This is a genomic window from Mycoplana sp. BE70, from assembly GCF_031455855.1.
Classification (GTDB): domain Bacteria; phylum Pseudomonadota; class Alphaproteobacteria; order Rhizobiales; family Rhizobiaceae; genus Mycoplana.
This window is the reverse complement of sequence record NZ_JAVDTM010000013.1, coordinates 1-18,379: the sequence shown is the minus strand read 5'-3', so window position 1 is coordinate 18,379 and position 18,379 is coordinate 1. Positions and strand designations below refer to the sequence as shown.

Genomic DNA, 18,379 nt, shown 5'->3' with positions numbered 1-18,379 from the left:
GTCAGTCTCGTCCGGTCACCACCGGCGTATCGGCCCTAGCGCCCCATTCCGACCACGAGCCGTCATAGAGCGTATTGTTCTCATGACCGAGAGAATGAAGTGCAAGCGTGATGATGGCTGCGGTGATCCCCGAGCCGCAGGTGGTCACGACCGGTGCATCCAGGTCGATTCCGGCGCTGTAGAACGTGGTCTTGAGCGCATCCAGGTCCTTCAGCCTGCCGTCGACCGAGAAAATGCCCGATGGCATGCTGCGTGCGCCCGGCATGTGCCCGGAGCGCATTCCGGCGCGCGGTTCGGCTTCTTCCCCGGTGAAGCGTCCGGCACCGCGGGCGTCGGCGATCTGGCGCGAGCCTGACGACACGATGTCGTGCATCTCGTCGAAAGACGTCACTGCCGCGGGGTTGAAGTGGGGGCGAAAATGCCCTGGCGCCGGCTCCGGAAGATCGGTCTCGAGCGGCCGACCTTCCTTCTTCCAGCCGTCGAGGCCGCCGTCCATGACGTAGACGTTCTTCGCGCCCATGGTCCGCAACAGCCACCATACGCGCGGTGCGGTGAAGATGCCGGGACCGTCGTAGACGACGATGGTGTCGGTATCGGAAATTCCGAGCTTCTCCACGGCGATCGCGAATTCCTCGGGCGAGGGGATGCTGTGCGGCAGCCCGGTCGAGAGATCGGCGATGGCGTCCTGATCGTAGAAGACGGCGCCTGGAATGTGCCCGCCCGCATATTCGGCGGCACCGTTGCGGTTCTGAGCCGGAAGATACCAGGATGCGTCGATGATCCTGAATTCCGGCGCGCCGAGCTGCTTTTGCACCCAATCGGCGGTGACGACGTATTTGCTTCTGGCGGCGGTCACGGATGGTCCTCCTCAGGCCGCGGACGTGGGCGAACCGAACTGGATTCGGAATCGCCGGTTTTCCTTGCCCTTCTTCTCGATCTTCGAAATGTGGATGGCGCCGACTTCCTGCGTTTCGGAGACGTGCGTTCCGCCGCAGGGCTGGCTGTCGACCGCCGAGTTTTCGCCGATGCACACGAGGCTAACGCGCCCCATGCCCATCGGCGGGCGGACGTTCTTCGATTTCACGATGCCCGGATTGGCGGCAAGTTCCGCGTCGGTGATCCACTGCACGTAGACCGGATGGTTGGCCGCGACCAGTTCCATGAGCTTCGCCGTGACGTCATCCCTGTCTATCGTTTCGGTCATGTCGAAATCGACGCGGCTTTCCTCCTCACCGACCGCAGCACCCGTGATCGGGAACGGGCAGACGACGGAAAGCAGGTGGCAGGCGGTGTGCATGCGCATCAGCCGGTAGCGGCGTGGCCAGTCGATATGGAGCACCAGCTTTTCGCCGACGATCGGCAGCGGCGCGCCCTCCAGCGGCCGATGGATGATAATGTCTTTCGTCGCCCCGTGGACGGTCGGGCCGAGCGCGATGCGGCTGCCGTCGGCGCGCTCGAAGAACCCGGTATCCCCCGGCTGGCCGCCGGACGTTGCGTAGAAGCAGGTCTGGTCGAGCTCGATGCCGCCGTCCTCGTGAACCGCCGTCACCACCGCCTCAGTCGTCGAAAGGTAGAAATCGTCACGAAAGAGCGGGGCAACGGGCTGGGTCATGGATCATTCAACGGCCTGATAGGGGACTTTGATTCCCGATGTCGTCTTGAGCCAGACCGGTGCGGGCAGGCCCTTCGAATCGAGGAAGTCCGGATTGAACAGTTTGGACTGGTACCGGTTACCATAGTCGCAGAGGATCGTCACGATCGTGTGCCCGGGTCCGAGGTCCTTCGCCAGTCGGATTGCACCGGCGATGTTGATGCCCGACGAGCCGCCCACGCACAGGCCCTCGTGCTCGATCAGGTCGAAGACGAGTGGAACCGCTTCGGAATCGGGGATCTGGTAGGAGTAATCCGGAGTGAATCCCTCCAGGTTGGCGGTGATCCGGCCCTGTCCGATCCCCTCGGTGATGGAACTGCCGGATGCCTTCAGTTCGCCGTGCGCATAGTAGTTATAGAGAGCTGCACCCTCGGGATCGGCAAGTCCGATCTTGATGTTCGGGTTGTTCGCGCGCAGGCCGGCCGCCACACCGGCAAGCGTGCCGCCCGAGCCGACGGCGCAGATGAAACCGTCGACCTTGCCGTCGGTGTCGCGCCAGATCTCCGGAGCGGTCGTTTCGATGTGTGCGTCGCGATTGGCGACGTTGTCGAACTGGTTGGCCCAGATCGCCCCATTGGGTTCCGTCTTGGCAAGCTCCTCCGCTAGGCGGCCGGAAAGCTTCACGTAGTTGTTCGGATTCTTGTAGGGGACGGCGGGCACTTCGATGAGTTCGGCGCCAAGCAGTTTCAGCGCGTCCTTCTTTTCCTGGCTCTGCGTTTCCGGGATGACGATCACGGTGCGGTAACCGAGCGCCTGTGCGACCATCGCAAGACCGATGCCGGTGTTTCCGGCGGTGCCCTCGACGATCACTCCGCCCGGCCGCAGCTGGCCGGCCTTCTCCGCCGCGCGGATGATCCACAGCGCCGCGCGGTCCTTGACCGACTGGCCCGGGTTCAGGAACTCGGCCTTGCCGAGGATCGTGCAGCCGGTTGCTTCGGATGCGCCTTTCAGCCGGATCAGCGGCGTATTGCCGATTGCGTCCAACACCGAAGGGAGAATAGCCATGGCCTGCGAACCTCGCACTTTGCATCTAGATTAGGCAGCGACTTTTCGGACCGCAAGCAATGCTTTGCAAGAAATACCGTTCCTTGTCCCGGTCGTGCGGAGGCATATTTTCGCGCCGCGTCGAGCCGATCAAGCCTTGATGCGGCTGAAGGCATCCAGGGCCCGGATTCGGGCCAGGCGATGATCGACGATTGGATAAGGATAGTCGGTGCCGAGCCGCACGCCGGCCGTCTGGAGCTCCGAAGCGGGTGCCTTGGAAGGGCAGTGTATGTATTTCGGCGGCACGCGGGAAAGTTCGGGAACGTGTCTCTTTATGTACAGGCCTTCGGGATCGAACTTCTCGCCTTGGAGCGTGGGGTTGAAGATGCGAAAGAACGGGGCGGCGTCCGCCCCGCATCCGGCCACCCATTGCCAGCTGGCCGCGTTCGAGGCGGGATCGGCGTCCAAGAGCGTGTCCCGGAACCAGGACATTCCGCTGCGCCAGTCGATCATGAGATCCTTGACCAGGAAGGAGGCCACGATCATCCGGACCCGGTTGTGCATGTAGCCGTGCGCCCAGAGCTGGCGCATGCCGGCGTCGACGATCGGGTAGCCGGTCATGCCGCGGGTCCAGGCGTCGAGCATCGGCGCGTCGTCGCGCCAATCGAAGGCGTCGAAGCGACGGTCGAGATTGTCGCTCGCAAGCTGCGTATTGTGAAACAGCAGGTGATAGGAAAAATCGCGCCAGGCCAGCTCCTTGCGGAAGGAGGCGACGCCCTCTGCATCCGATCCGTCCGAAGCGATCCGCGCCGCATGCCAGGCTTGTGCCGGCGAGATTTCGCCGAAAGCGAGGTGCGGCGACAGCCTTGATGTGCCGTCGATCGCCGGAAAATCACGCGCTTGACCGTATTGACTAAGTCGTTCCCGGGCGAATCCTGCGAGCTGTTCCCGTGCGACCGCCTCTCCCGGCGTCCAGGTCTCGCCGAAGCGGCTGGCCCAGTCCGGCTTCTGCGGCCGCAGTCCCCAGTCGTCCAGCCTTTCGCTCTGCGGGAATTGCTCCGGGGCGGGGATATGTGATGGCGCGTCGATCGGCGTGTCCGGCTCGCCACCGCCGGACAACGCCCGCCAAAACGGCGTGAAGACCTTGTATGGCCCGCCGTTGGCGGTTTTCAGCCGCGAGGGGGCGTGCAGTAACTGACCGGCGAAGCTGCTGGCCTGCGCGCCGCTCGCGCGGGCCCATGCCTTGACAGCACTGTCGACCCTCACGCCGTCGGGATCGTGCCGGCGGTTCCAGTACAGTCCAGATGCGCCGGTCTCCGCCATGATCGCTTGCAGAACCTCCAGCGCCACACCGCGCCGCAACATCAGCCGGCTGCCCGCCGCCGCGAGGCTGCCGCCGAGCGCTGAAAGCGAGTGATGCAACCACCAGCCCTGCGCCGCTCCGTAGGGCAGGGCGCCGTCGTTCCCTTGTTCAAGGATGAACAGCGGAATCACCGGGTGGCCGCTCGAGACTGCCGCAGCGAGAGCGTGATTGTCGGCCAGTCGCAGATCCCGTCGGAACCAGACGATGACAGGCGCACGGTGCGGAATCGACATCATCGCGGCAGCTGATCGTCTTCCCCGGTCGGTCCGCCCTCGTTCTCAAGGACGTCGATGGCCTTGACCTCCCGGCGCGTGAACTTCAGACGCACACCGACGCCGGCCTCGTCTTCGCCGACCAGCAAAACGCCGCCCTCAAAGAACGCCCTCTCGATCGCTTCGCGGGAGGCTTCGCTTGCGATCCTCTTGCCGCGCTCGAAATCCGAGATGGTGCGTGCCGAAACGTTCGCCGCTTCCGCAAGCTTATCCTTCGTCCAGTCGATCAGGGCTCGGCCGGCACGACATTGGGCAGGGGTGATCATAACGGCCTCGCGACATTGGCGTTGCGGAAGAAACGAAGCCTGGATTATCGGTATTTTGACCGTAGCCGCAATGGCGGCAATGGTCGCACGCGCGAACCGGTCGGCTCGGGCCGGGCGAAACCTTGGGAAACCGGCCTGAAACGAAAAAGGGGCCGCGCGATTGTCGCGCAGCCCCTCTGAAACTGGCTCCCCGGGCCGGATTCGAACCGGCGACCTGTCGATTAACAGTCGAATGCTCTACCGCTGAGCTACCAGGGATCATCCGCTCGCTGCGGAGTGAGCGGGTAATACAAATGCTGGACCGATTTGCCAAGCGCTTTTTGAGAAAAAAGCGCAAGTTCCTTGATTGATTGTGGAGAAAGGCCCAGATGACAGGCTGAACCCCCTGGAAATCCAGCATTACGGAATTGTGACCTGCACGGATGAAATCGAAAGAGACGACCAAAACCCGCTTCGGCATCGATCACCGAACCCATGAGATCGTCATCGGACCGTTCCGCCAGCGGCTGCCGCAGTCGCGCATGCTGCGCACGCTGGTCGGGATCGTGCTGATCTTCTTCGGTCTGCTCGGCTTCCTGCCGGTGCTCGGTTTCTGGATGATTCCGCTGGGTCTTCTCGTTCTGTCGCACGATTCCCCCCTCATCCGCCGGCAGCGGCGCAAGCTCGCCGTCTGGTGGGCGACGCGTAAGATGCGCCGCCGCGAGTAGGCCGGCAGGTTTTCCCTGGACTTGAACCATTGGCCGTTTGCAAGAGGTCGCAGGCGATCGCCGGTCTGCCGGCAGGCCGGCGAGGGCGGTCGCAATTCAGGTGTCGGCGCCCTCGATTCAGCGCACTTCGGCTATATGTAGATTGGTCGGGGCTGCCCAAGGAGGAAGTCGATGACCACCTACCATGTCGGATATTTCGTCGGGAGTCTTTCCAGCACGTCGCTCAACCGCAAGCTCGCAAAGGCGTTGGTGCGGCTTGCACCGAAGGAGTTGGAGTTCGAGGAAATTTCGTTCCGCGATCTGCCGCTGTATAGCCCGGATTACGATGCGAACTATCCGCCGGTTGCCCGTGCATACAAGGACGCGATAACCAGCAAGGATGCGATTCTTTTCGTCACGCCAGAGTACAACCGGTCGATCCCCGGCGCCTTGAAGAACGCGATCGACTGGGCAAGCCGGCCATATGGCACCAACGCCTTTGCCCGAAAGGCCTCGGCGGTCATCGGCACGTCGCCTGGCTCGATCGGCACGGCGGTCGCTCAGCAAAGCCTTCGCAGCGTCTTGAGTTTCTGCAATGCGCCGCAGATGAATGCGCCAGAAGCCTACATCCAGTTCACGCCGGGACTGATAACCGACGACGGTGAAGTCACGGTGGATTCGACCACGGATTTCCTGCGCAACTACATGGCCGAATTCCATGCCTTCATCATAAGGGTGCGGACGGTGCTGCCGCGCGAATGAATGCCGGAGCCACGCAAAGCCTTCGAGGAGCGGAGCGCCCGGTCTGCCCTGGCGCAGCCGACGCTGCCTGCGCGGCAGTGATGCGTAATTCGCCGTGGTTTGCCAGCAACTTAGGGGGGGAGGGGAGGGGTGACCCCGCCGCCCTGGCGTTGGGGAACCGATCGACAGGCTGTGGGAAACAGCGTTTCTCATCGGCAAGGCACAATTTCAGAATGAGCCCCCTTGCTTCCTCATCGAATTCGTTCTAAACGCCGCCCACCACTCGCTTTTAAGCAAACGGACGGCCTCGTGGCGGAGTGGTTACGCAGAGGACTGCAAATCCTTGCACCCCGGTTCGATTCCGGGCGAGGCCTCCACTCTTTTCCCTAAAGCAAACAAAGGCTTAGGGAGGAGCCGTCGTTTGAGCGCAGGTTTCGTTTCGTGTGCCTATTTCTTCCTCGTACCCAGCATTTGCGGGCATTTTCAAATGCTCGCGGCGATTCCATGCGACATAAATGCAACATGGCCAGATGAGAACAACGGTTCCGATGTTTTGAAATTGACGGGGCATTTGTCCTCACAACAGCTGAAGCCGGACAGGGTATAAGGGCCCATCACGCTGTACGCTCAAGTCCCCCGTAGAACACCAATGCCGTAAAACTTTCGACTATCCAGGTCGCCCCAGCCGGTGAATTCGACTTCTTGCTCTTGGCACCATTCGCGAAGGATCGCCTCAATCTGCGAGCTTCTGTGCCACGTTCCTACGTCGAGACTTAGGGGGGCGGTCATGAGGACGTTGGCCCGTTTCTAGGCAAATCTGGGCTTCCCCACGACAATGCCACTGTCTGCGCGCTGTCGGAATACCGGTTCAGGTCTTCAATATTGAGCAAAAGGGTCTCGTCCAGATTGTCGAAAATGGCATATTTCTCGATGTAGGGCATGAACTTAGCCCCTCTCGCAACGCCGGCCGGAAAGTCGGCGTCAAGAAGCCCCTGAAGCAGCGCCAGATTTTTGCGATCCGCTTCCTCCTAGATCGGGAGGGGCGCATGCGAGACCGAGCGCTGTTTGATCTCGCAATCGACAGTAAGCTCCGAGGCTGCGATCTGGCTAAGATTAAGATTGGAACCCTCGTCACAGGCCAGGATATCCGAACCCGTGCCATGGTCATCCAGCAAAAAACCGGACGCCCTGTCCAGTTTGAGATCACGGGTGACGTCAGGGCAAGTTTGCTTGCATGGCTTGAACGAAGAGGTGGCACCATCGATGACTTCGCCTTTCCCATTCGGGTTGATCATGCTGATCATCTCAGCACTCGCCGTTGTGCCAGACTGGTCGATGAGTGGGTCACTGCGATTGGGCTACGCCGCGAAGACTACGGCACACACTCGCTTCGACGCACGAAGGCAGCGATGATCTACAAAGCGACTGGCAATCTTCGTGCAATCCAGATTCTATGCCTCTATTGAAAAAATGCAGTGCATTCAAAGCAGCTTTAGACGGGCGCCCGAGCGGTCGAAGGCAGCAGTCCTGACAACTGCCGGGCGGGAACCAGTCCGGCTATGATCCTAAGACGTTTTCCCATCAAGGGGCGAAGGAACATCGACGCGAATGAGGCGTGAGAAGTCAGGCAACAAGCCTGCCTTTTGTGCGCGCTGGTCGATGTGTGCGCGCGCCTTCAGTTCGTCAAAAGGCAACCGCGTGTCGAGTGCGCCACGGTTATAGGCGTATTCGGGAAGATAGCCGTTGACGATGAGACGCCAGTCGAGCGGGATTTTGTCGCCGACCGCCCGCATCATCTTCACAATGGTCGTTGTGCAGTTGGTTGTTAGCGAATTGTAGAATTCCGGCTTTTTTGAAAGCGCATTCGCGTCGACAACATACTCAAGGAGTAGTTTTCGCGCTGCGTCAGGTCCGGTGCGGAGCCGATAGAGTTGTACGTCCTCACCACGAACATTCGATCTGACACCGACCACATCGCGTTCATCCGCCGCGATGATGACCAAGGGATCGCTCTTGAAAAGATCGGCAACAGGCGAGAACTCCCCGCCTTTGCGGCGGCGCACTTCAATGGACCAGGCAAGATAGTCCCCATCCTCGAAGCCGAAGCTCAGGATGACATGGGCTATTTCTGGTCCCGCCCAATAGGACATGAACAGGTCGAGGCTTTTAAGTTCATCGAGATCATATGTGCGTGTTGTCCAGCGCTCCGTAAAGTCGCTGTCGCTGCGCCATTCGAAGTCGCGAACGTTCGTCAGTGTCAGTATGTTTCCGTCGAGTGATCCTGTCACTTGCCGGGCAACGTCCGCAGACCAGTTGGCATCGGCTGGAGGCGTTATTGAACTCCACCAGATCAGAACTGCGCCGAAAGCTACCACAAAGAGCATGATTGCCGGGAAGCGCAAACGGCCAAACATCCCGATAGCAGATGCCAATCCCAACAAGACAAACAAACCTGCTGCCAGAGCTCTCCCCACCTCGGGTCCCGGAAACCGATACCAGAGCGCTGGCGCGGTCCAAGCGGTGGCAAGCGCGATGACAAGCGCGAGAAGCAATGCCAAGGAGATACCTGCAATGCGGCGCAAATGCTTACCCCGATCTGGATTCTAGTGTGAGGGTTTGATCAGAATGAGTTGGAAGCATCTCTCACTGGCTTGCGAAACCTGCGCCATGCTATCTCTTTCGCGTTAGAGACAATGTCCAAATTTAGCAGAGCCCAGTGGGCGTATCCAGACGTGCATTACGTCCGACGTGTCAAACGTCAGAAACGGGAATCCTGCTATTGGCGCACGGCGGACGACCGCGCGACGTCCGCTTATGGCCCAAAGCGGATCGCCAACTTTCAGGAATTCGCAAAGGCGACCGGACGCGATCACTCCCAAGCAGACCGTCGGCTTGCATCACCCATCAGTCGTCGTGTCTGACAAAGCGGTAGCCGACGCCCGGTTCTGTGCGGATGATCTTCGGGTCTGCGGGATCGCGCTCGATCTTGCCGCGCAATTGACCGATGAACACCCTCAGATAATGCAGGTCCTCGCCATGGGCGACACCCCAGACGGAGGTGAGCAGCGTCTTGTGGGTCACGACGCGGTCCGCGTGGCGGGCGAGCATGACGAGCAGATCGTATTCCTTCGGCGTAAGCCGCAGTGGCTCGCCGTCACGGATTACCGTCCGCTTGATCATGTCGATCGAAAGGCCGTCGGTAGAGAGCTGCGCCTGGCTCCCGTGCATCTGGACGCGATGGCGAAGCGCGGCGCGAATGCGCGCGGTCAGCTCGCCGATGGCAAAGGGTTTTTCGATGTAATCGTCAGCGCCGAGATCCAGCGCGGCGATCTTTTCGCTTTCCCGGTCGCGCGCTGAGAGGATGATGATTGGCAACTGCGACCAGGCGCGGATGTTGGCGACAACATCCTTGCCGTCCATGTCGGGCAGGCCGAGATCGAGGATGATGACGTCGGGCGCGCTCGTGGCTGCTGCCTTGATGGCTTCACCGCCGGTCATAGCCTCGACAACTTCATAGCCCGCCGCCCCGAGCGCTGGACGAAGAAACCGCTGGATTTGCGGCTCGTCGTCGACCACGAGGATACGTTCAGCCGTCATTCCCAATCCTTCCTGGGCAATTCGGCGACCGCGACCGGAAAGCGCATGGAAATGCGCGTGCCGCGGCGCTTGATTGCCGGGCTCTCGGCCTTGATCTGCCCGCCCATCGCCTCGACAAAGCCCTTGCTGATCGCAAGGCCGAGGCCGGTGCCGCGCGCGCGTCCATCCGGCTTTCCTTTCCGGAAGAATTTATCGAACACATGCTTGAGATCGGCAGGTGCGATCCCCGTACCGAGGTCGGTCACCGAAAGCACGATCTCGTTTCCCTCCCGCCGGGCATAGATGCTGACAGGATCGTCGCCGCCGAACCTGTCGGCGTTGTCGAGAAGGTTGAACAGCACCTGGCCGAGCAGCACGCTGTCGCCGCGCATCAACGGTAGATCGGACGCGATGCTCGTCTCGAAGGCGCGGTTGGGGAAGTATTTTCGCGCCCGCTCGATGGCCACGCGCACAACGTCGGCGACGTCGACCCAGTCGCGCTTGGCATTCAATGTTCCCGCCTCGATGCGGGTCATGTCGAGCAGGTTGGCGACAAAGCGCGTCAGCCTGCCGCCTTCCTCCTCGATCGATTGCAGGAGGTCGTTGCGGCTATCCACCGGCATCCGATCGCCGAGCTGGCGAAGGCTCGTCACTCCGCCCATGATCGTCGCCAACGGCGTCCTCAGATCGTGGGAAATGGACGAAAGCAACGCGGCGCGGAACTTCTCGCCTTCGAGGCGTGCCGCCTGATCGAGAGTTTCGCGCGATAACCGAGCGCGGTCGACGGCGATCGCCGTCTGGTCGAGAATCGCTGCCAGTGCCCGCTCCTCGTTGATCTCCAGTGGCTTGTCCCGTTGCACGTAACCGCAAACGCCGACGACACCGTTCGGGGTCATCAGCGGCCTGAACTGGAACAGGCTTTTTGGCAGCGTGCCGGTTCCGTTGCCGGCTGCCTCCTTCCGTTCGAAGGCCCAGCGGGCGGCCGTCATGTCGGTGACGCCGAGTTCGGTGTCCGGCGGCCAGGCGACGCTCAAGGCAATATCGCCGTCCTCCGGCAGCAGCAGCACCGCGTTGCGCCTCAGCATCTTCTGCGTCTGGGTGACGGCAGCCCAGAGCACGTCTTCGACGTCGACGGTACCGGACAGCGTACGGGAATAGTCGTAAAGCGCCTGCACGGCCGTCGCCCGCCGCTGGGCGGCCTTCGCCTGTTGCCGAATGCGGGATGCCAGGCTGCCGACAAGGGTGGCGACCACGAGGAACACGAAGAACGCGAAGACCTCGTGCGGTTCGGCGATGGTGAACGTGCCGACCGGCTCGATGAAGAAGAAATTATAGGCGAGGCCGGAAAATAGCGCCGCGGCGATCGCGGCGATGTAGCCGGCATAGGTGGCCGAGACCAGCACCGCGAGCAGGTAGAGAAGCGATATGTTCTGCAGGATGACGAAGCGTTCGATCACGAGGCCGGCCACCGTCGCCGACCCAACGGCGGTAGCGGCAATACCGAGCCAGCGAGCAAGCTCTTTCGCCGATACACGGGGGCGCGGATGCTTCGGCTTTGTAGAGGGGCTCTCCCTGTCGGTAATCAGATGAACGCCGATGCCCGCTGCCCGGGCTGCCAGGGCATCGGGCAGCGAACGACGAAAGAGCCGAAAGGGAAACCGAATTTGCCGTGCGCCGATGATGATCTGCGTCGCGTGCTCGCGTCGCGCGAATCTGAGGATTTCCTCGACGAAATCGTTGCCGATGACGCGGCGCGTCTGCGCCCCCAGTCGCTCGGCTAGGCGGAACGTATCATCGAGCTGCCGCATTGCCTCGCGGTCACCGTCCTCGCCGTCGGCACGGTCGATGGAGACGACGATCCACTCGGCGTTGAGGCCCGAAGCAAGACGGCTTGCCGTCCTGACCACCTTTTCCGACAGGGAATCGGGGCCGATGCAGACGAGCAGCCTTTCGCCGGCCGCCCACGGCCCTTCGATGGCGTGTTGCTTGAGGTAGTCGACCATCTGGTCGTCGACCCGGTCGGCCGTGCGCCTGAGCGCGAGCTCCCGCAAGGCCGTCAGGTTGCCCAGCCGGAAGAAGCGATCAATAGCGCGCTTGGCGCTGTCGGGCAGATAGACCTTGCCCTCCTTCAGCCGCTCAATCAGTTCTGTCGGCGGCAGGTCGACCAGGAGCACGTCGTCGGCACGGTTCAGCACCGTATCGGGAATGCGCTCGCGTACCTGCACTCCGGCGATCTGCGAGACGACATCCGAAAGGCTTTCGAGATGCTGGATGTTGACCGCGGTCCAGACATCGATGCCGGCCGCGATCAGTTCCTCGATGTCCTGGTAGCGTTTCGGGTGGCGGCTGTCGCCGAGATTGGTGTGGGCGAGTTCGTCGACGACGATGATCCGCGGATGACGGCCCAAGGCGGAGTCGAGGTCGAATTCCGACAGCGTCCGGCCGCTGTGGATCACCTCGCGGCGCGGCAGGACCTCCAGTCCTTCGAGGAGCGCTGCCGTCTCGTTGCGTCCGTGCGTCTCGACGAGCCCGATGACAATATCCACGCCCTCTGCCTTGAGGCGTCGCGCCCGCGTAAGCATGGCATAGGTTTTCCCGACACCAGGTGCAGCGCCAAGGAAGACCGTGAGCTTTCCTCTCGTGTCACGGTCGACCAGCGCAAGCAGGGCATCGGGATCAGGGCGGCTTGTTCGCTCGCGGTCATTCTCAGGCATGCAATGTCTCGAGCTTTATCGGTTCTTTGAAGCAGCCAAGGCGAGGTTCAGTTCTAGCACATTCACACGGGGCTCGCCTATGAAACCGAACAGGCGACCGTCGATTGACTTCTCGACGAGAGCGGTGACCTCCCGTTCCGGAAGGCCGCGCACCCTGGCGACGCGTGCAACCTGGGCCCTCGCGAATTCAGGCGAGATATGCGGGTCGAGGCCCGATCCCGATGCCGTGCCGGCGTCGGCCGGAACGTCGCCCATGACACCTGCGGCACGCAGTCGTGCGATGTCCGCGCCCACGCGCTCCTTGAGCTTGGCGGATGTGGTGCCGAGATTGGAGCCGGTGGAAGCACTGGCATTATAAGGTTCCGGTGCGGTCGCCGAGGGACGCGGCCAGAAGTATTGTGCGGAGGCAAAGTTCTGGCCGATCAGTTCGGAACCGATGACGGCTCCATCCTTGAGGACCAGGCTGCCATTCGCCTGCCGTGGCATCAGCGCCTGCGCGATACCGGTGATCACCAGCGGATAGACCAGGCCCGTGATCACGGTCAGGGCCAGGGTAAGAACAAGGGCGGGACGGAGTTGACTGAGCATGGTCACACCAGATTGAGGGTGGAGACGACGACGTCGATGGCCTTGATCCCGACGAAGGGCAGCAGGAGGCCGCCGAGGCCGTAGACCAGCAGGTTGCGGCGCAACAGCGCGGCCGCGCCGACGGGGCGATATTTGACGCCTTTCAGTGCGAGCGGAATGAGCGCAACGATGATCAGCGCATTGAAGATGACGGCGGAAAGGATGGCGGACTGCGGCGATCCGAGTCCCATGACGTTGAGCGCCGCGAGCGCGGGATAGGTTGTGACGAACAGTGCTGGGATTATGGCGAAATATTTCGCCACGTCGTTGGCGATCGAGAAGGTGGTGAGCGAGCCGCGCGTCATCAGCAGTTGCTTGCCGATCTCGACGATCTCGATGAGCTTGGTGGGGCTCGAATCGAGGTCGACCATGTTGGCCGCCTCGCGGGCGGCTTGCGTTCCCGTCTGCATGGCGACGCCGACATCGGCCTGGGCGAGCGCCGGGGCGTCGTTGGTGCCGTCGCCGCACATGGCGATGAGCCGGCCGCCCCTCTGTTCCTTGCGGATGAAGGCGAGCTTGTCCTCGGGCGTGGCCTCGGCAAGGAAATCGTCGACGCCGGCCTCGGATGCGATTGCGGCGGCCGTGATCGGATTGTCGCCCGTCACCATCACGGTTCGGATGCCCATCGCCCGCAGCGCGGCGAAGCGCTCCTTGATGCCCGGCTTGACGATGTCCTTCAGGTGGATGACGCCGAGCAGTCGGTTGCCGTCCGCCACAGCTAGCGGCGTGCCGCCGGTGCGGGCGATCTTGTCGACGGCCTGCCGGAACACGGCGGGGACCGCCGCCTCGGAAAGGCCGGCGAACTTCAGGACCGAGTCGACCGCGCCCTTGCGCAGCCGACGGCTTGCATGGTCGACACCGGAAAGCCGGGTTTCGGCGGCAAACGGGATGATCGCATCCATCTTTTCCGCCGGCGCGCGCCGGCCGAATTCGCCGGTGGCAAGCGCCACGATCGAGCGGCCTTCCGGCGTCTCGTCCGCCAGGCTCGCCAGCAGCGCCGCATCGGCGAGTTCCTGTTCCGTGACACCCGGAACGGGCAGGAAATCGCTCGCCATGCGGTTGCCGTAGGTGACCGTGCCGGTCTTGTCGAGCAGCAGTGTGTCGACGTCGCCGGCCGCCTCGACGGCGCGGCCCGAGGTGGCGATGACGTTGAAGCGCACGAGCCGATCCATGCCCGCAATGCCGATCGCCGAGAGGAGCCCGCCGATCGTGGTCGGGATCAGCGTGACCAGCAATGCGGAGAGCACCGTGACCGAGAGAACGGTCGCCGAATAGCCGGCGAGGCCCCAGAGGGTGACAACGGCGATCAGGAAGATCAGCGTCAGGCCGGAGAGCAGGATCGAGAGCGCGATCTCGTTCGGCGTCTTCTGGCGCTGTGCTCCCTCGATCAGGGCGATCATGCGATCGACGAAGGTCGAGCCCGGAGCGGTCGTGATTCGGACCTTGATCCAGTCGGAAAGGACCTGGGTGCCGCCGGTGACGGCGGACCGGTCGCCGCCGGCTTCGCGGATCACCGGAGCCGATTCGCCCGTGATCGCGCTCTCGTTGACCGATGCGACACCGTCGACAATCTCGCCGTCGCCGGGGATCAACTCACCGGCTTCGACGAGAACGAGATCGCCGATTTTCAGCGTGGTGGCCGGGACGTCCTGCGTCTCGCGCCTCTCGGAAGACAGGAGCTTGCGCGCCGTCAGCTCCGACTTGGAGCGGCGCAGGAAGTCGGCCTGCGCCTTGCCGCGCCCTTCGGCAACGGCTTCGGCGAAGGTTGCGAACAGCACCGTGAACCAAAGCCACGCGGCGATCTGGCCCGAGAAGAACGGGCTGCCTCCGTTGGCGATGAGGTCGCGCACGAAGAACAGGGTGACCACCGCCGCCACGACCTCGGTCACAAAGATCACCGGATTGCGGAGGAGTTGGCGCGGGTCGATCTTGAAGACGGCGGCCTTGGCTGCCGGCAGAAAGATCGCTGGATCGAAGAGGCGGGGTGCGAGGGGTTTCCTGGACATATGCCTGGTTTCCTTCAGAAGGTCTGGCCAGAAAGCATGGCGAAATGCTCGATGATCGGGCCGAGGGCGAGCGCTGGGAAGAACTGAAGCCCGCCGAGGATGAGGATGATGCCGATCATCAGGCCGACGAAGAGCGGCGTGTCGGTCGGAAACGTCCCCTTCGACGCCGGCACGCGCGTCTTGGCGGCGATCGATCCGGCAATGGCAAGCACTGGAACGGCATAGGCGAAGCGGCCCAGCAACATCGCAATACCGAGTGTGGTGTTGTACCAAGGTGTGTTGCCGGAGAGCCCACCAAAGGCCGAACCGTTGTTGCCGGTGGCGGATGTAAAGGCATAGAGGATCTCCGAGAGCCCGTGCGGCCCGGCGGTGCCGACGCTGGCAACGGCCGACGGCAGCATCGCGGAGATGGCCGTAAAGCCGAGGATCGCGACGGGCAGGATGAGCACGGCGAACATCGCATACTTCATCTCGCGCGCCTCGATCTTCTTGCCCAGCAGTTCCGGGGTGCGGCCGACCAGCAGGCCGGCAACGAACACGGCAAGGATCGCAAAGACAACCAGGCCGTAGAGGCCGGAGCCGACACCGCCGGGCAGAACTTCACCGAGCTGCATGAGGAACATCGGTACGAGACCGCCAAGGCCGGTGAACGACCCATGCATGCCGTTGACGCCGCCATCGGATAGGCCAGTCGTGACCGCCGCGTAAAGCGCCGTCATCGCCTCGCCGAAGCGGACCTCCTTGCCTTCCATGTTGCCGAGCGCCGGATCGAGACCAAGGGCCGTCAGGATGGGATTGCCCGCCGCCTCCGCCCAATAGATGACGCCGGCACCGACAATCAGGAACGAAAACGTCACGGCGACGAAGGTCCAGCCCTGGCGGCGATTGCCGACGAGCTGGCCGAAGGTGTAGAGGAGCGCCGCCGAGATCGACAGCATCGCGAAAATGTTGAGATAGTTCGAAAGCGCTGTCGGATTTTCGAACGGATGCGCGGCGTTGACATTCAGGAAGCCGCCGCCGTTCGTGCCGAGCTGTTTGATCGCCTCCTGGCTGGCAATCGGCCCGAACGCGATCGCCTGCCTTGCGCCCTCGAGCGTCGTCGCATCCGCCGACGCGTCGAGCGTCTGCGGAAGGCCCATCGCCACGAAGGCGAGCGCCACGACGGTGGCAATCGGCAAGAGGATATAGAGGGTTCCGCGGACGAGATCGACCCAGAAATTGCCGACCGTCGAGGTGGCCGAGCGCGCAAAGGCCTTCGTCACGGCAAGCGCCATGGCGAGGCCGGTCGCGGCCGAAACAAAGTTGTGCACTGTCAGCCCTGCCATCTGGCTGAAGTGACTCATCGTCGTCTCACCGGCGTAGTTCTGCCAGTTGGTATTGGTGACGAAGCTGACGGCCGTGTTGAATGCAAGGTCGGGAGGGACGTTGCCGAAGCCCTGCGGGTTCAATGGCAGCCATGCCTGGCATCTCAGGATCGCGTAAAGCGAGATGAAGCCGACCAGGCTGAAGGTGAGCATGGACAGCGTGTATCCGAGCCAGCCCTGTTCTCTCGCCGGGTCGACACCGGCGGCCGCATAGAGGCCGCGCTCGACAGGGGCGAGAATTGGCGAAAAGACGCTGCGCTCGCCAGAAAGGACGCTCGCCATGTAAAGCCCCAGCGGCTTGATGACGATCAGGACGGCGAGAAAGAGGAGGCTGATCTGCAGCCAGCCGATGACGGTCATGGGAAAATCTCCGCAGAGGACGGGTCAAAACCGTTCAGGCCGGACAAGGGTCACGACGAGATAGGCGGCAAGCGAAATGGCGACGAACAGGCCGATAAGAGGTTCGATCATCGATCCCTCCTAGAGCCGGCTGAGCGTGCGCGCGTAGAGCGCAAGCACGACAAAACCGCCGATGCCGGCGGCAAGAAAAACGATGTCGGACATGTGCATCCTCCGGACTTTTCTGACGTCCGGATGATGCACGCTCGTGAGATCAAATATCGATTGTGATGATTGGCGGCGGACATAAGGAAAACATAAAGACCGCAAAGGCGGACGCAGCTGCCAGGCTGCCCACTCATGATCCTATGGGTGGTTAGTCCGCTTTTGGCGCAATGAAGTCGTCCAGTCCTGTCGCTGGCGACGTCTGATCTCGGGTGGTCGCCAAGGGTCTCGGAATGGCGGGAATGGGGGCGCAAAGCGGACAAGGCTCGACTGCGTTCGGCCCTAAGCGGCCGTGCTCCTGATGAGGGGCCTGCAGGATTGCCATGGACCCTCGATATTGGAGCAGTTGCGCCCCCAAATTAGTGGCCCGTTTTTGTTGGGCGACTCACGCACTGGTTTGAGCGGGCTTCCCTCCCAGCTTGGCTGCTGGCGCTGGTTCCGTATCCAGCGATACCTAGGGTCGGGGCGCAGCGGCTAAGCGGCCTTCGTAGCGGACGACGTCTTATTGATGGACGTCACCGCGAGGTTCGTGAGCTTGTTGTTCGTCGCCTTCTCCTGGTCGAGGATTTCACTCAGGAGCGTATGCGCCTCGACGTGGCCGAGATCTTTCGCCCATTCGCGCAGCGAACCGTACCGTGCGATCTCGTAGTGCTCGACAGCTTGGCACGCAGCGAGCAGGCCGGCATCAAGCGCGGTACCCTCGGCCTCCTGCATCAGCCCGTCGGCTTCCTTGATCAGCCCTTCGATGGCATCGCACTTTTCGCCGGAGGCCTTCTTGCCGATTGACTTGAAGACCCGTTCCAGCTTCTTGATCTGATCCTTCGTTTCCGCGAGGTGCTCTTCGGCGGCCTTCTTTAGGTCGGCGCTCTTTGCAGCCTTGGCGACCTTGGGTAGCGCCGTGGTGATCGCATTTTCAGCGTAGTAGACATCCTGCAGGGTGTGCTCGAAAATCTCAGCCAGCGATTTCATGGTGTTCCTCCTTGGCAATGAAACGCGACGGAGAAATCAGCTGGCGTGGAAAACGTTCCAATCGTCGCGTCAAACGACACGTCAAATTCAATAGACACCCTGCCACAGGAGGCGCACTGCGCCGCATCGGCTCCATATGTATGGCAGGAGACACGTCAAAACTCATCCTCGCACCCTCACTTCTTCCGTATGAGGATTCCCGCTACCTCAGCAGCGCGAATGAAGACATCGCGGGCGATTTGTGAAGGCGCATCATCTTTGAGAACAGCCCGGCAGACTCGCTTGGCTTCTATGTAGGCCTCGCCTTGTTTGCCAGGCGGCCAATGCGAGAGGACGGTGGCCGCCTGATGAGTGCTCCGCACAATTTCAACCTGGGCCAGGCCTCCCAACTCCAACCCTACACTTTTGGTCCAGTACCTCGGGTCCATTCGCCTTGCTCCTCAGCAGGATCAATGGATCGGAACGAGGATATCGGCTTCTTCTGCCGCTGCCCTGAAGGCTTCGTCAGCGCCGCCCTCCAGGGCAGTTGCACAAACAACCAGGGCACGGTGGAACGCGACACCATCCAACGTGGGCCAAAGCTCCATAAGGCATTC

Annotated in this window: 17 protein-coding genes, 2 tRNA genes and 1 pseudogene; 4 read left to right on the top strand and 16 right to left on the bottom strand. The window is 62.1% G+C overall.

Annotated features, from left to right (window positions below):
• Position 1: 1 nt before the first annotated feature.
• From sseA to J2Y48_RS20975, 6 genes are all read right to left on the bottom strand, one after another.
• Positions 2 to 856, bottom strand: a complete 855-nt coding sequence (gene sseA, locus J2Y48_RS21000; RefSeq protein ID WP_310422038.1) for a 3-mercaptopyruvate sulfurtransferase — start codon at positions 854 to 856, stop codon at positions 2 to 4.
• Between the two features lie 12 nt (positions 857 to 868).
• Positions 869 to 1,612 (bottom strand): alanyl-tRNA editing protein, encoded by a 744-nt coding sequence (locus tag J2Y48_RS20995; protein ID WP_310422034.1) that lies wholly within the window; start codon positions 1,610 to 1,612, stop codon positions 869 to 871.
• 3 nt (positions 1,613 to 1,615) lie between these two features.
• On the bottom strand, positions 1,616 to 2,656 hold the full coding sequence (locus J2Y48_RS20990; RefSeq protein WP_310422031.1) for a cysteine synthase A: 1,041 nt from the start codon (positions 2,654 to 2,656) through the stop codon (positions 1,616 to 1,618).
• Between the two features lie 129 nt (positions 2,657 to 2,785).
• Complete coding sequence (locus J2Y48_RS20985) at positions 2,786 to 4,231, bottom strand: deoxyribodipyrimidine photo-lyase (protein ID WP_310422028.1); 1,446 nt, start codon at positions 4,229 to 4,231, stop codon at positions 2,786 to 2,788.
• Positions 4,231 to 4,536 (bottom strand): helix-turn-helix transcriptional regulator, encoded by a 306-nt coding sequence (locus tag J2Y48_RS20980; RefSeq protein WP_310422025.1) that lies wholly within the window; start codon positions 4,534 to 4,536, stop codon positions 4,231 to 4,233. Before J2Y48_RS20980 ends, J2Y48_RS20985 begins: the two co-directional genes overlap by 1 nt.
• 183 nt (positions 4,537 to 4,719) lie before the next feature.
• Positions 4,720 to 4,794, bottom strand: a tRNA-Asn gene (locus J2Y48_RS20975).
• A 164-nt stretch (positions 4,795 to 4,958) separates the two neighbouring features.
• Here J2Y48_RS20975 and J2Y48_RS20970 point away from each other — a divergent pair.
• The 4 genes and pseudogenes from J2Y48_RS20970 to J2Y48_RS20955 all read left to right on the top strand — a co-directional run.
• Complete coding sequence (locus J2Y48_RS20970; protein ID WP_310422022.1) at positions 4,959 to 5,243, top strand: hypothetical protein; 285 nt, start codon at positions 4,959 to 4,961, stop codon at positions 5,241 to 5,243.
• A 171-nt stretch (positions 5,244 to 5,414) separates the two neighbouring features.
• Positions 5,415 to 5,984 carry an NADPH-dependent FMN reductase gene (locus J2Y48_RS20965; protein ID WP_310422019.1) on the top strand — a complete coding sequence of 190 codons (570 nt, stop codon included), beginning with the start codon at positions 5,415 to 5,417 and terminating at the stop codon, positions 5,982 to 5,984.
• A 282-nt stretch (positions 5,985 to 6,266) separates the two neighbouring features.
• A tRNA-Cys gene (locus J2Y48_RS20960) sits at positions 6,267 to 6,340 on the top strand.
• A gap of 669 nt (positions 6,341 to 7,009) precedes the next feature.
• Positions 7,010 to 7,417, top strand: a pseudogene (locus J2Y48_RS20955) (tyrosine-type recombinase/integrase); the annotation flags it as partial.
• A gap of 111 nt (positions 7,418 to 7,528) precedes the next feature.
• Here the strand turns inward: J2Y48_RS20955 and J2Y48_RS20950 are convergent.
• The 10 genes from J2Y48_RS20950 to J2Y48_RS25405 all read right to left on the bottom strand — a co-directional run bounded on the left by J2Y48_RS20950 (position 7,529) and on the right by J2Y48_RS25405 (position 18,370).
• A complete protein-coding gene (locus J2Y48_RS20950) occupies positions 7,529 to 8,545 on the bottom strand; it encodes a DUF4105 domain-containing protein (RefSeq protein WP_405030273.1) in 1,017 nt (338 codons plus the stop codon).
• A 322-nt stretch (positions 8,546 to 8,867) separates the two neighbouring features.
• Positions 8,868 to 9,560, bottom strand: coding sequence for a response regulator transcription factor (locus J2Y48_RS20945; RefSeq protein ID WP_310422015.1), 693 nt, complete (start codon positions 9,558 to 9,560; stop codon positions 8,868 to 8,870).
• A complete protein-coding gene (locus J2Y48_RS20940) occupies positions 9,557 to 12,253 on the bottom strand; it encodes a sensor histidine kinase KdpD (RefSeq protein ID WP_310422012.1) in 2,697 nt (898 codons plus the stop codon). Before J2Y48_RS20940 ends, J2Y48_RS20945 begins: the two co-directional genes overlap by 4 nt.
• A gap of 15 nt (positions 12,254 to 12,268) precedes the next feature.
• Positions 12,269 to 12,841, bottom strand: a complete 573-nt coding sequence (gene kdpC / locus J2Y48_RS20935; RefSeq protein WP_310422009.1) for a potassium-transporting ATPase subunit KdpC — start codon at positions 12,839 to 12,841, stop codon at positions 12,269 to 12,271.
• A 2-nt stretch (positions 12,842 to 12,843) separates the two neighbouring features.
• Positions 12,844 to 14,886 (bottom strand): potassium-transporting ATPase subunit KdpB, encoded by a 2,043-nt coding sequence (gene kdpB, locus J2Y48_RS20930; protein ID WP_310422007.1) that lies wholly within the window; start codon positions 14,884 to 14,886, stop codon positions 12,844 to 12,846.
• A gap of 14 nt (positions 14,887 to 14,900) precedes the next feature.
• Positions 14,901 to 16,610: a potassium-transporting ATPase subunit KdpA gene (gene kdpA / locus J2Y48_RS20925; RefSeq protein WP_310422003.1), complete on the bottom strand. Its 1,710-nt coding sequence runs from the start codon at positions 16,608 to 16,610 to the stop codon at positions 14,901 to 14,903.
• A gap of 24 nt (positions 16,611 to 16,634) precedes the next feature.
• The gene (locus tag J2Y48_RS25415) at positions 16,635 to 16,721 is read right to left on the bottom strand and encodes a potassium-transporting ATPase subunit F (RefSeq protein WP_405030276.1); all 87 of its coding nucleotides are present in this window, start codon (positions 16,719 to 16,721) and stop codon (positions 16,635 to 16,637) included.
• A gap of 567 nt (positions 16,722 to 17,288) precedes the next feature.
• Positions 17,289 to 17,783 carry a ferritin-like domain-containing protein gene (locus J2Y48_RS20920; protein WP_310421999.1) on the bottom strand — a complete coding sequence of 165 codons (495 nt, stop codon included), beginning with the start codon at positions 17,781 to 17,783 and terminating at the stop codon, positions 17,289 to 17,291.
• 176 nt (positions 17,784 to 17,959) lie between these two features.
• Complete coding sequence (locus J2Y48_RS25410) at positions 17,960 to 18,211, bottom strand: DUF982 domain-containing protein (protein WP_405030272.1); 252 nt, start codon at positions 18,209 to 18,211, stop codon at positions 17,960 to 17,962.
• Between the two features lie 21 nt (positions 18,212 to 18,232).
• Positions 18,233 to 18,370 (bottom strand): DUF982 domain-containing protein, encoded by a 138-nt coding sequence (locus tag J2Y48_RS25405; protein ID WP_405030275.1) that lies wholly within the window; start codon positions 18,368 to 18,370, stop codon positions 18,233 to 18,235.
• Positions 18,371 to 18,379: the final 9 nt, after the last annotated feature.